The 13,191-nt window shown below is 47.0% G+C and carries 11 protein-coding genes and 1 pseudogene; 7 read left to right on the top strand and 5 right to left on the bottom strand.

Going from position 1 to position 13,191, the window contains the following annotated elements:
* Window positions 1–137 precede the first annotated feature (137 nt).
* Window positions 138–1,337: an NAD(P)/FAD-dependent oxidoreductase gene (locus ACHHZ7_RS18565; protein WP_032945295.1), complete on the bottom strand. Its 1,200-nt coding sequence runs from the start codon at window positions 1,335–1,337 to the stop codon at window positions 138–140.
* A gap of 232 nt (window positions 1,338–1,569) precedes the next feature.
* On the opposite strand from ACHHZ7_RS18565, the gene ACHHZ7_RS18560 reads away from it, so the two are divergent.
* Window positions 1,570–2,073: an Rrf2 family transcriptional regulator gene (locus ACHHZ7_RS18560; RefSeq protein ID WP_003023361.1), complete on the top strand. Its 504-nt coding sequence runs from the start codon at window positions 1,570–1,572 to the stop codon at window positions 2,071–2,073.
* 87 nt (window positions 2,074–2,160) lie between these two features.
* Here ACHHZ7_RS18560 and dtpB read toward each other — a convergent pair whose 3' ends face one another.
* Window positions 2,161–3,633, bottom strand: a complete 1,473-nt coding sequence (gene dtpB / locus ACHHZ7_RS18555; RefSeq protein WP_003827469.1) for a dipeptide/tripeptide permease DtpB — start codon at window positions 3,631–3,633, stop codon at window positions 2,161–2,163.
* 281 nt (window positions 3,634–3,914) lie between these two features.
* The gene (uspA, locus tag ACHHZ7_RS18550) at window positions 3,915–4,352 is read right to left on the bottom strand and encodes a universal stress protein UspA (protein ID WP_003023368.1); all 438 of its coding nucleotides are present in this window, start codon (window positions 4,350–4,352) and stop codon (window positions 3,915–3,917) included.
* 393 nt (window positions 4,353–4,745) lie between these two features.
* Here uspA and uspB point away from each other — a divergent pair, with 393 nt between their 5' ends.
* Entirely contained in the window at window positions 4,746–5,081 is a 336-nt protein-coding gene (gene uspB, locus ACHHZ7_RS18545; protein WP_003023371.1) for a universal stress protein UspB, read from the top strand.
* 64 nt (window positions 5,082–5,145) lie between these two features.
* On the opposite strand, the gene pitA is transcribed toward uspB, so the two are convergent.
* Window positions 5,146–6,645: an inorganic phosphate transporter PitA gene (gene pitA, locus ACHHZ7_RS18540; RefSeq protein ID WP_003827471.1), complete on the bottom strand. Its 1,500-nt coding sequence runs from the start codon at window positions 6,643–6,645 to the stop codon at window positions 5,146–5,148.
* A 229-nt stretch (window positions 6,646–6,874) separates the two neighbouring features.
* Here pitA and ACHHZ7_RS18535 point away from each other — a divergent pair, with 229 nt between their 5' ends.
* The 5 genes and pseudogenes from ACHHZ7_RS18535 to ACHHZ7_RS18515 all read left to right on the top strand — a co-directional run.
* Window positions 6,875–8,077: an NAD(P)/FAD-dependent oxidoreductase gene (locus ACHHZ7_RS18535; protein ID WP_060682914.1), complete on the top strand. Its 1,203-nt coding sequence runs from the start codon at window positions 6,875–6,877 to the stop codon at window positions 8,075–8,077.
* A 142-nt stretch (window positions 8,078–8,219) separates the two neighbouring features.
* The gene (locus tag ACHHZ7_RS18530; RefSeq protein ID WP_000090707.1) at window positions 8,220–9,062 is read left to right on the top strand and encodes a TnsA endonuclease N-terminal domain-containing protein; all 843 of its coding nucleotides are present in this window, start codon (window positions 8,220–8,222) and stop codon (window positions 9,060–9,062) included.
* The gene (locus ACHHZ7_RS18525; protein WP_000351437.1) at window positions 9,049–11,172 is read left to right on the top strand and encodes a transposase; all 2,124 of its coding nucleotides are present in this window, start codon (window positions 9,049–9,051) and stop codon (window positions 11,170–11,172) included. The genes ACHHZ7_RS18530 and ACHHZ7_RS18525 overlap by 14 nt, the downstream gene beginning before the upstream one ends.
* On the top strand, window positions 11,172–12,620 hold the full coding sequence (locus ACHHZ7_RS18520; protein ID WP_001049180.1) for an ATP-binding protein: 1,449 nt from the start codon (window positions 11,172–11,174) through the stop codon (window positions 12,618–12,620). Before ACHHZ7_RS18525 ends, ACHHZ7_RS18520 begins: the two co-directional genes overlap by 1 nt.
* Window positions 12,621–12,660: 40 nt before the next feature.
* Window positions 12,661–13,065, top strand: a pseudogene (locus ACHHZ7_RS18515) (TniQ family protein); the annotation flags it as partial.
* Window positions 13,066–13,080: 15 nt separating this feature from the next.
* Here ACHHZ7_RS18515 and ACHHZ7_RS18510 read toward each other — a convergent pair.
* Window positions 13,081–13,191 (bottom strand): IS1 family transposase (locus tag ACHHZ7_RS18510; RefSeq protein WP_001691633.1); only part of this gene is annotated, 111 nt, incomplete at its 5' end.

Below are 13,191 nucleotides of genomic sequence, written 5' to 3'. Positions count from 1 at the left end.
GTGGTTTGTAGGCCGGATAAGGCGTTAGCCGCATCCGGCTTGGTGCGCTGAACTGCCTGATGCGCTACGCTTATCAGGCCTACGGCAGCGTGTCTTTGTAGGCCGGATAAGGCGTTAGCCGCATCCGGCATAACCTATTAAACAAACGGTGCCAGCGGGTCGGCAATCTCAAATGCTACTGCTCGGTCTGCTTTCGGTGGGTAAATCAGCTCGCTGACAATCGACACCTTCAGCTTCTTCGCTTCTGCGCGCGTCAGTTTCACCTGTTGATCCCATCCTTCGCTATACACTGCACCCCAGGCACCAAGATCCAGGCAGGTGACGTAGTTTTCCTGACGATATGGCAATGGCGTTACGTCTAACAGATCTGCCGCAGCGTTATTACCGGCAAATTTACCCAACAAAATCGCGTGCTGACAGGTCATTAACGCATGGTTGCCTTTGTCGTCGGTGGCGGCATAGGCTACATCGCCAGTGGCGTAGATATCATCGTGACCCACAACCTGCAGATTGGCATTCACATGCAGACGGCCCTGGCGATCGCGCGGGGCATTAATCTGTGCTGTCAGGTTATTAGCCTGCACGCCGACGGTCCAGATAACCGTCTGAGAGGCAATCACCTGCCCATCTTTCAGCGTGACGCCGGAGGCATCCACACACTCTACTTCCGCATTGACCAGCCACTCGACGCCCAGCTCAGCAGAGGCTTCGATAATCACGTCACGTAATTCCTGGCTCCAGCGTCCGCCCGGCTGAGCACCGCGTTCAACTACGACAACTCTGGTCTTAGCATCAGTGCCCAATATTTCACGCAAACGACCCGGTAATTCCAGCGCCATCTCTATCCCGGTGAAACCACCACCACAGACCACCACAGTATTACGAGCCTCACTTTCCGGTTGTAATGCCAGATTGTTAATGTGCTGCTCCAGTACGGCGGCGCTCTCGAGTTGGTCGAGGTCAAACGCGTGCTCGGCGGCACCGGCAACGGCGTCGCGGTTTACGTGACTTCCGCTGGCGAGCACCAGGCGGTCATAGCGACGCAGATGAGTGTCACCGTTGGCATCTTTCCAGCTCACCTCTTTAGAGTCCGGGAGGATTTGCTCGACGTGACCTTGCAGGAAGTTGACGCCGGTAACGTCAAACAACGGTTGCAGTGGTGCGACCAGCGTATGAACGGCACTTTCATAAAAGCGTGGGCGGACACGCAGCTCCGGTTGTGGCGCAATTACTGTAATATCAATGGCCTGCTGATGTTTATCCGCCAGTCGTGCGGCGCTTAATGCTGCCCACATACCGGCAAAGCCGGCGCCCACGATCAGAATTTGTTTACGCATTGGGGTTTTCTCACTGGTGACTACGAATCATTTACTCGGATTTTATTTGTCGTAGTTATGAATTGCAATGCGATCGAGATCCTTTTTGCCTCAAAGGGTGGTGTTTTTTGATTATCTGATTGATAAATATGCATTTAAAGTTCTGTTGTGAAAAGGGGTTACTTTGCTGTCTGGAATGAATGAGATGAAAAAGCTACAATAAACTCAGATTCATTTTGGCTGAGATAAGAGGATGGCATTCTACAGTTCGGGAGTTGAGTACGGCATTCATAGCCTGATGTGTATGGTCGACAGTAAGGGCGACGCGCGGGATATGAGCGTGCGGGAAATAGCCGAACTGCAAAGCGTACCGTATGACTATCTGGCAAAAATTTTCACCCGTCTGTCCAAAGCGGGTCTGGTGCGCAGCATTGAAGGCAAAGGTGGCGGTTTCCAGTTAGCTAAACCCGCTGAACACATCACGGTGCTGGATGTGGTGAATGCTATTGATGGCGATAAGCGCATCTTTGAATGTCGTGAAATTCGCCAGCGGCTGGCGGTATTTGAGGAGCATCCACCCGAGTGGGCCTGTGAAGGCATTTGTGGTGTGCGTTCGGTAATGGACATGGCTCAGCAGCGAATGGAAGAAGCGCTCGGCCAGCATACGATTCTGGACTTGGCGCGCAAAATGTACCGTAAAGCACCGGATACCTTTGTGGTGGAAGTGCAGGAGTGGATAGACGCGCGTAAAGGGTAGTGAGTGAAAATGCCCGATAGCGCAAGGCGATCGGGCATGTTGAATGTAGGCCGGATAGGGGCAATAGCCGCCATCCGGCACTGAAGGTTATTGCTCGGTACTCGGCGTATTAATCATGCGGTTCAGCCATGGCACCATAATCGCCATCACAACCGTTACGGCCAGGGTGACAAGGCCAATCTTACTGAAGACGTTGGTATAGATAGGCAGCGTTTGCAGCGGGTCGGTGATGTTCTCTGGTACGGCGGTGAACGTAGCGACATAACCCCCCATCAGGAAGGCTGCGGCTTGTGTCAGGAACCACATCCCAAGAATGAAGCCCATCAGGTGTTGTGGCACGAGAGCGGCGACCATAGCCAGTCCCAGGGCGCTAATCAGCAGTTCACCCAGGCTCTGGAACAGATACACCAGCACGATAAACCACGGCGACGTCAGCCCTTGTGCATCGGCAAACCACATCCCGGCAGCGGCGGCCGTCAGGAAGCCCAATGAGCACAGGAACATACCGAGCGTAAATTTCATCGGCATGGTCAGGTCTTTGCCTTTGTTGCCCAGACGGGTATAGATTGCGGCCAGTACCGGACTCGCCAGTACCACCCAGAACGGGTTCAGCGCCTGGAAGCTCACCGGGTTGATGGCGAAACCAAGAATTTCATGGTGTACGTTATTGATCGCAAAGAAGTTCAGCGATGTCGGCATCTGCGCGTACAGCACGTAGAACACCACCGCTTCCAGCATCAGGATAAAGGCCACGAACATCTTGTTGCGCCCGGTTTTATCCAGTTTGAATGCCTGACGGAAGAAGATGATGGTCACGACAATCGACAGGACGATCAGCACCAGGTTGGCAATCTGCACGTTGTGCATCAGCCAGGCGCAGATAAATACCATCACTACCGTACCGGCCAGCACGTACAGCAGGTTACGGAAGTTCAGTGGCTTATGGTCTGGCTCAGAGCCGATATTTTTCACCATTCCGCGGCAGGCAAAGTATACCAACAGCGCGACGATTAGTCCGGCTCCGCACAGGTTGTAAGTCACAGCGTAGCCAAACTTATCGGCAATCACCGGCGCCAGCGACAGTGACAGCAGCGAACCGATGTTAATCGACATATAAAACAGGGTGAAAGCACCGTCCAGACGGGCGTCTTTCGGGGGATAACATTTTGACAGCAGGCTTGCCGGGTTGGCTTTAAATAGCCCGTTACCAACGGCAATGGTACCCAAAGCAATAAAGATCAGATCCGGCTTAAGCAGCGACATCCCGGTCATGAAGTAGCCGATTGCCAGCACAATGGCACCGAGTACCAGCGTGCGCTTGGTGCCTAACAGGTGGTCGCCGACGTAGCCGCCGATCGAGATCAGGCCGTAAACCAGTGCGGCAAAGGCACCAAAGGTGACAAATGCCTGTTCTTGTGAAAATCCGAGCTGCTTAACAAAAAATACCGCCAGGATGCCCTGTACGCCGTAATAGCCAAATCGTTCCCATAATTCCACAAAGAAGATCATGAAGAACGGACGAGGTTGCTGCAGCAAGCCCGTAGGTGCAGTTTTATTCATATTCCATCGCCTTTCAAAGCCATCCCGAAAAGTATGAACGCGTATGCTTAAACGCGCCGAAAAAGTCTTATTTTGTTATAGACTGCGGTTATTGGCCGCAAGGGTAGAGTATTATAGAGATAGTTTTCGATCCAATTAGTTGATCACACTAATTATGATTTATTTGTTGGATTGATGTACTAATTGTGACCGAGTGATAAAAACAAAAACGCCCGCGAAGGCGGGCGTTTACAGGCTTAACGACTTGCAGTGGGCCGGGTTAACTTCCGGCGGCAAGCATTTTATGCTTCTTCGTCGTCACGCAGCGGAACAATCAACATGTCGACGTGGACGGTGTTGATCAGTTGGCGCGCGGAGGACATCAGTTTGCTCCAGAAATCCTGGTGGTGACCACAGACGACCAGATCCATGTCGTATTTTTTGATGGCATCAACCAGAACCTGACCCAGGTCGCCGCTACCGCTCAGGGTTTCGGTGATAGGGTAGCCTGCATTGGTGGACAGCTCGGTTAACGCGTGGTGGGTTTCTTCAGAAATGCGTTTCTGCATGTCGCCCAGATTCACGTCGATAAGCCCGGTGTACAGGTCGGAATAGTTTACGTCAACGTGGATAAGGGAGACTTTAGCATTGTAAGGTCGCGCCATAGAAACCGCTTTTTCAACCAGAACTTTGCTTTCCGGAGAAAGATCAACCGCGATAAGAATGTGTTTATAAGCCATAGTGTTACTCCTTCCATAAGTTGTCGATGACTAGCCTGCTGGCGTTATATGCCGCCGCGTCATCCGCGTCCTGCGAACCTTGTGCGCGGGGCTAGCCCAGTCGTAAAAAACGTACCATATAAGGACTATCCTTACATTATAGCGACCAGGATAATCCGTCAATCCGCCTTGCTTGCCAAATAGTTAAACAAATTTTTTAGTTAATTGCATTGATAGCGATTAACCTTATGGCAAAAAAATTAACTAATCTCCTACACTATCTAAAGAGGCGTTCGGATGCGTGATACTAACACGAACGGTTTCGGCTGCACTCTTCATTGAATGGTTTGGCAGGGTATCGGGGAGCGGTAGTCCCGGAAAGGAGTTCCGTGGGCGGGTCGCCGGGGAGGAGGTATGATAAGCACCATTGCATTATTCTGGGCTTTATGTGTCGTTTGCATTGTTAATATGGCGCGCTATTTTTCTTCGCTACGCGCACTGTTAGTGGTACTTCGTGGTTGCGATCCATTACTTTACCAGTATGTAGATGGAGGGGGCTTTTTTACCTCGCATGGGCAACCGAACAAGCAGATGCGTCTGGTGTGGTATATCTACGCTCAGCGTTACCGCGATCATCATGATGATGAATTTATTCGCCGCTGTGAGCGGGTTCGCGGTCAGTTCATTCTCACCAGCGCGCTATGCGGCCTGGTGCTAATCAGCATGGTTGCGCTGATTATCTGGCACTGATGCCAACAACAGATACAAAAAAAGCGGGTCAGCTTCCTGACCCGCTTTTTTACTGTGCATTCGCTTAGATAAGCTTCAGGGAGAGCCAGTACAGCACCCCGGAAAGAATAATCGCAGCTGGCAGGGTGAAGACCCAGGCCATCAGAATGCTGGTTACCGTTTTACGCTGCAATCCGCCGCCATCAACAACCATCGTCCCCGCAACGGAAGAAGAGAGAACGTGGGTGGTGGAAACGGGCATACCGGTGTAGCTGGCGAGACCGATAGAGACTGCGGCGGTCATCTGAGCCGACATCCCCTGGGCATAAGTCATGCCTTTCTTACCGATTTTCTCGCCGATGGTGGTGGCAACGCGACGCCAGCCAATCATCGTACCAATACCCAGCGCCAGTGCGACGGCCATAATGATCCAGATAGGCGCGTACTCAATGGTGCTCAGCATGTCAGCTTTCAGTTTTTTCAGCAGACGCTGATCGTCAGCGCTTACGCCAGGCAGCTTAACCACTTTATCGGTGGTATCAGAGATGCACAGCATAATACGGCGCAGCTGACCACGCTGTTCGACGCTTAATTTGTCGTAGGTTTCCAGGTTCGCCAGCATACCTTTCGCACGTTCCAGCGCGTTGATGGTATTCGCCGGGTGGCAATGGAACTCTGTCGTCGTCGCGGGTGCCGCGTCCGTCGGGGACGGAATCAGCTGGTCTACGCCTGTGGCCTGTTTAAGCAGGTCAGGGCGCTGCTGGAAGAAGACTTCGACGTTATTGATTGCATCACGGGTACGGGTAATCTCGTAACCGGAAGCATTCATATTCACCACGAAGCCTGCAGGCGCTACGCCAATCAGCACCAGCATCACCAGACCAATGCCTTTCTGCCCGTCGTTAGCGCCATGAGAGAACGCTACGCCGATAGCGGAGAGGATCAGTGCAATACGGGTCCAGAACGGCGGCTTTTTCTTGCCATCTTTCTTTTCACGTTCTGCTGGCGTCAGGTGGATACGGGCACGTTTTTTTGTACCGCTCCAGTAACGACGCAGAATGAAAATAAGACCGCCTGCAACCACCAGACCAACAATTGGCGAGATGATAAGCGAAGCAAAAATACCGATAACTTTCGGAATGTTAAGTGCGTCCACCACCGAGGTACCGGTCATCAGTGCATTGGTTAAACCAATACCGATAATGGCGCCAATCAGCGTGTGGGAGCTGGATGCAGGTAAACCAAAGTACCAGGTACCCAGGTTCCAGATAATTGCCGCCAGCAGCATGGAGAACACCATGGCAAGGCCATGTGACGATCCCATATTAAGCAGCAGATCCGTTGGTAGCATATGCACGATGGCATACGCCACGCTGAGACCACCCAGCAAAACACCAAAGAAGTTGAACAACGCAGCCATGACCACCGCCAATTGCGAACGCATTGCACGGGTATAGATCACGGTTGCGACAGCATTGGCTGTGTCATGGAAGCCGTTAATTGCTTCGTAGAACAGCACAAAAGCCAGAGCAAGCAATAGTAAAAGCCCGGTATGTAAATCCAGGCCAGCAAACAAATGTAGCATAGGACGTTACGCCATTTTGAGGACATGAACGCGGCGCATTATCAGTGACTTTGGCGGCGCGGGCAAAGTGAAATATAGAGTTTTTTTGATTTGTCTCCTGCTTTGTTTTACACCACTAAAGAATTATCCTATATATTTCAGTTAAATACCCTTTATCGGTAGTTTGGTGCTGGTGCGACCACTGAGGAATCTTTACAATTCACACCCGCTTTTTAGAGAGGATCGCAACGTGGAAAGGTTTGATACCGTTATTATAGGCGCTGGCGCAGCGGGTATGTTTTGTGCCGCGCAGGCAGGACAAGCAGGTAGTCGAGTACTGCTTATTGATAATGGTAAAAAGCCAGGACGCAAGATTCTCATGTCTGGCGGGGGACGCTGCAACTTTACCAATCTTTATGTCGAACCGGCCGCCTATTTGAGCCAAAACCCCCATTTTTGCAAATCGGCACTGGCACGCTATACGCAGTGGGATTTTATCGACCTGGTGGGCAAACACGGTATTGCCTGGCACGAAAAAACGCTGGGTCAGCTGTTCTGCGATGATTCCGCTCAGCAAATTGTCGATATGCTGGTAGACGAGTGTGAAAAAGGTAACGTAACTATGCGGTTACGGAGCGAAGTCCTGAGCGTGGTGCAGGATGATGAAGGTTTCACCCTCGAACTGAACGGCATGACGGTCGGCACGAAAAAACTGGTTATCGCTTCCGGTGGGCTTTCCATGCCGGGTCTGGGGGCAACGCCGTTTGGTTATAAAATTGCCGAACAGTTTGGTCTGAAGGTGTTGCCAACGCGCGCGGGACTGGTGCCCTTTACGTTGCATAAGCCACTGCTGGAGCAGCTTCAGGTGCTCTCTGGCGTGTCGGTCTCCTCCATTATCACCGCCGAAGACGGCACCGTATTTCGTGAAAATCTGCTCTTTACACACCGAGGACTTTCGGGGCCAGCTGTTTTGCAGATTTCAAGTTTTTGGCAGCCAGGCGAATTTGTCAGCATTAATTTGTTGCCGGATGTTGACCTGACGAGTTTCCTCGACGAACAACGTAGCGCACACCCTAACCAGAGCTTAAAGAACACCTTAGCAATGCAGTTGCCAAAGCGTCTGGTGGAATGCTTGCAGCAGTTAGGGCAAATTCCTGACGTGTCTCTGAAGCAGCTTAACGTGCGCGATCAGCAAACGCTGGTTGAAACGCTGACCGAGTGGCGGGTGCAGCCGAACGGTACGGAAGGGTATCGTACCGCTGAAGTCACGTTGGGCGGCGTCGATACCAACGAGCTGTCATCGCGCACGATGGAAGCCCGCAAAGTGCCAGGGCTCTACTTTATCGGCGAAGTGATGGACGTCACCGGCTGGTTGGGAGGCTATAACTTCCAGTGGGCATGGTCGAGCGCCTGGGCATGTGCGCAGGATTTGGTATCTGTCCGAGGACAATAAAGTTGTACACAAAGCACTAAAGTTGTAACCATTCTCAAAAAACGACGCTAATGTTGTATACTTACTGAATGTGTGGTTATAGGGTTGGAGACTATAAAATGCACATATAGGTACGTATCAATGTCGTTTTTAGGGTACGATCATGGCTAGGGGTAGGCGTCTCAAATCCTATTTGGATTATGAAAATGCGCTAGGTGATGGCATAGGAGTGGGCTATGGCCAAAGTTATCAGCCCTGGCTTAGAGCTCAGGACGTTAAATCCCGTGGAAACCGTTCGATAGTCTTTGGCCTTAAGACGTTTCGAAACCATCATCTCCTTTCTTCTGTCGAAAGTAACTTTTTCTATCTGGCTGAGTTTAATGACTCGGTGATTGATATCCGGGAACAATTCCCACTCTTTCCTCTCCGGCTTACCCAACAAATAGCAAATCATCTACATTTTCAACATCCTATGGTGAGGGGAGTAAGAGGAGTACCTGTCGAAGTTCTGAATGTTATGACAACCGATTTTTTACTGACCTTGAGAACTCCTGAAGGCGGACTTCGATACAAAGCTATAGCAGTAAAACATAACGAGAGCATACCTGAACGCGAAGCCCAAAAACTTGAAATAGAGAGGATGTTTTGGCAGTTGATTGATGTTGAGTTTCAAATTTATGTTGGCTCGGAACTCAATAACGTCGTCGGTAAAAACATTTGCTGGGCTACTTCTGTATTAAGAGATGGTTCTGAATTTTATGATAAATATCCTCTTGATAAAATCCTATGGAAGCTTAAACCAGATGTTTATCCCATAGTAGGACTACGTGCAATGATTTCATCAATCTTTGGGGTAGATGCACAAGAAGCGATGATGTTATTGCAGGCAATGATTGGATTAAAAATGATAAATGTTGATTTATCATATCCAATACTCGAAACCGGTCTGATAAAGATAATTTCCAATGACCACTATATAGGACTGAACGCAAATGGATATTATTAGGAATTCAGTCTGGCTCTCTCAAGGCACTGATTTGCTTGCAGAGGGACTTTACCGTGTTTTGGATTTTGACAGAAAGGTCGATTTGTTAATTTTGTTTAAAATAAAATCAGAAAGAACGGGTAAGCCAATCCCTTTCTCATTTTCAATGTTTAAATATTATATTGAATCAAATAGCATAACTTGTAAAGATTATATATATCCTTCATATATGTTAGTAGATGAGAAAGAATTAACAGATAAAGACAGAGGAAGGCGAGATGAAAATTACAATATCATTAAAGATCTTGTAGATGACAGAATGTTTCTGTTCGACTATGCATTACATAAAAAGTCGCACCTTTTAATGGATTACTCAAGAAATAAAAAAATATCACAATATACTATCAGAACGCTTCTGGCGTTGTATTGGCGACATGGGCAGGATATTTATGCATTGCTACCCGCATTCTCGAACTGTGGCGCCGCTGGGAAAAGTAGAATCAAACATGAAATTAAACTTGGGAATTCCAAAAAAAACAGAGCATTACCTAATGAACGATCACGTGTTTTCATTCTTAATGAAAGAGATATAAATAATATTAGAAAATCTCTCATTACGTATCATTATAAAGTTAACGGAGATACGATAAAGAAAACATTAGAGAGACATATTGATTTGTATTTTAGGGATGAAATTAAAACAGCAAACCTAGAAAATAGAGCTCCATATGTTCCTTCTTTAAAACAATTTTCATACTGGAATAAAAAACTCTTCACTAAAGATTTCTCGATAAATAAGAAGAACACGAAAAAAGAAATAGACCTCAAAATGCGGGCGCTTTTAGGTAGTGTGGCTAATACAACTGTTTTGCCGGGTGATGTTTTCGAAATAGACTCAACTGTCGCTGATGTACATCTTATTTCGAGTTTAAACAGACGAAAAGTCATTGGGCGTCCTACTATTTATACAGTGGTGGATCGTGCAACAAGAATGATTGTTGGCCTTCATGTTTCTTTATACCATGCTTCATGGCGAGCCGCCCGACAAGCGTTAGCAAATTGCTTTATGCCAAAAAAAGAATATTGTAGATTATTTGGAATCTCTATTACTGATGATGATTGGCCTTGTTCTCACATTCCATTAACATTGATGTGTGACAACGGGGAGATGATTGGTCTTAAACCTCAGGAAGAGATGACCCCCCTGACAAAACTTGAGTTTGCGCCAGTCGGTAGAGGCGACAGAAAAAGCATTGTTGAACGCTGTTTCGGCATTCTGAATGATGAGGTTATTCATAGGCTTATTGGAACAACACGAAGGGGAAAGATTGTTAAAGGAGAGCCAACACCGCAATCCAGGGCTTGTTTAACGATTCAGGAGGTCACGTCTTTACTGATTCGGGAGATACTTGCACATAATCAGAGAACGTATGAGGAACTGGCTTATATCAATCCCTTACTGATTGAAAATGATCTCGTAATATCACCAAAAAATAGTTGGATGATAAGCTTAAAGCACGGGAGATTCAGCGCAAGAGCCGTTGGGGCCGACGAAGTGATCGCACGATTGTTAATCCCTGTGAACGCTAACATTACCGCCGGTGGGATTCAGTACAATAATCTTTTTTATGAATGTGATCCTGAAATTGCATCAGGTGTCAGAGTATTTGGAAGAACCACTTGTGAAGCAAGAATAGATGACAATTGCGTAGATTATATATATGTAAGATTTGACAAAAATAGCATTTTCAAAAAACATTACCTACTTAAGAAAAGAGATGTATTTAAAGGGAAAGCTCATCTTGATACAGATGTAATGGCTGATTGGGTAGATACTCAAAAAGAAATTAATTTATTTACTCTGGATTCGCTCAGCAATATCAATAATAAAGATGAATTTAACAGGAAAGGTAACGAAAGATTAAATGAAATATACGAATCTCGCCGGGTACATGGTAAAGATATTAAAAAGAACAGGAAAAATGAACTTGATTCATTAGGGCGAACTCATGTTGCTAATGGAAGATCTGAACCCCTACTTCCTTCATCCAGTAATGTTCTGCTTTTGCCTGGCCGGGAGGAGAAACAAAGATGGTTAAAAGGTAAGAAGAAGACTGAGGACGCAGAATAATGAATCTTATACGGCGCGTTTCAGCGATATATAAAGAACAGGAGTTACCTGAGTATCGTGGCAATCCCTTAATTGAAGCACTTCCTGAAGCGCTTACGGAAGATGAAGTACTTCTGGAAATGAGTTATTTCCCCGAAATTGACGAAAAAATCCGCTGGACTGCCCCGGCGAATGTTAGAGAGCAGTATGTCGAACGTATAAAGAAATTCCGTTGCCCTCAAACCAATCTTATCCAGGCTTATAAGATGATCTTACGGGCACTTAGGGAAAGCTATGCAGCTCGTAATCCTTTAAAAAGCGGAACAATTCAATATCTTCATTACTATGGAAATGAGCGTCCTGATATTGAGCCAGAAAGTGGATATTTTAAATCCCAGGCTGAAACTATTACGATAGTTGGAATGAGTGGTTCTGGAAAAACTACCATGATTGAGCAAGTCATGGATCATTTCCCTCAGATTATAGAACACAGCAGCTATAAAGGAGTTTTTCCCGGCTTCAGTAAGCAAATTGTATGGGTAAAGATTAATTGTCCATACAATTCAAGTGTGAGAGACCTTTGTGAAGAGATTTTACAAAAATTAGATGATGCAATTGGTATTGAACGAACTACACCTGAGATTAGAAATGGTGCTCTGGCTCGCCAGATTGCACAAAGAATTAAATCATCATTTTTGGGTATCCTTGTTATTGATGAAATGCAGAGGCTTAAATTTTCAAGAACCGGGGGTGAGAGTAAGTTGATTGATTTTTTACATGAAATTGTAGATTCCATGGGGGTATCTATGGTTTTTTGTGGAAATCATCCTTTTGACGAGACGCTGACAAAGAAAATGAGAATTGCCAGGCGGGCAGAGTCTGGTGGTTACATGAAAATTAAGAATGTTAGATACGATTCACAAGACTGGCAATCGTTTATTCATTATTTATGGCCATTACAATGGACAAATGTTGAAACTCCATTAAATGATGAGTTAAACGAAAAATTATTCATTTTATCTAAAGGCAATATTGGATTGGCTCAGATGATTTATCGGGGGGCACAATTAAAGGTTATCGGTAGCGGCAATGAAATCATCACTGGCGCAGTCTTGTCGGCCTCTGTACCGGTACTCGTGAGTCATACGGAGGAATATAAGGATACTCCACTCCCGGGGGCCGCGACTGAAGATGAGGAAGCTAAATGGCTCTCTGCATCTAATGAGGGTGATGCTTCGGCTAAAATCATGGCAGAGAAGTCCCTAAAGTCTTTGATCCCTGGGGATATAGACAGGCCACAGCACAAGGAATTCGTAGGAAAAATAGACGAGGTTTTGCGCAATTTCGACGAGAAAATACTGTCTCTTGACCACGATCTTGTTATCAACAGAACAGCTGAAAAGAAAAATACCTACGATGCTCTTCAGCGTTGCGGGCTTATAAATATAGATCCACTTAATAAATTGTAATGAGGTAACAGTTCGTAACGGTCAAAGAGAGGTGTGGGAAATGAGAATGTTGCCTGTTTTGCCTGATGAATCCTTGTTCAGCCGGTTTTGTCGGACAACTACCGTGTACGGTATGTCCCTATCTTCTCTGTTAACGATCATTTTCAACAAACCTGATATGAACGTCCATCCAATTCTCAATTCAGGATTAAAGGCTATTTCTCTTCATACATCCGAAAGTGCAGATCAGCTCTGGCATGAACAGACTTTACTCCCTCTTTTTGCCTGGGCACTACCAATCAGTCGTAATGAAATTATGGATTTCAACACGACCCCTGCCAGGCTTAATCGATTGTGCCGCCTTAGTAATTTTTCACTAGGGCAGCGCACACTATTGAAGTTTTGCCCGGTTTGCGCTCGTGAAGATACTTTTCATTATGGTGTTACTTATTGGCATCTGGCGCATGGTAATGACTCCAACTTATTGATAGTGTTTTATGTTCAGATAATGCCCGATGACTTTGTCATGCAGCTCCACCGATTTTGAGAACGACAGCGACTTCCGTCCCAGCCGTGCCAGGTGCTGCCTCAG

It is taken from the genome of Citrobacter freundii complex sp. 2024EL-00216, from assembly GCF_043945515.1.
GTDB lineage: Bacteria > Pseudomonadota > Gammaproteobacteria > Enterobacterales > Enterobacteriaceae > Citrobacter > Citrobacter portucalensis.
The sequence above is the reverse complement of the archived record's forward strand: the minus strand, read 5'-3'. Positions and strand labels throughout refer to the sequence as shown.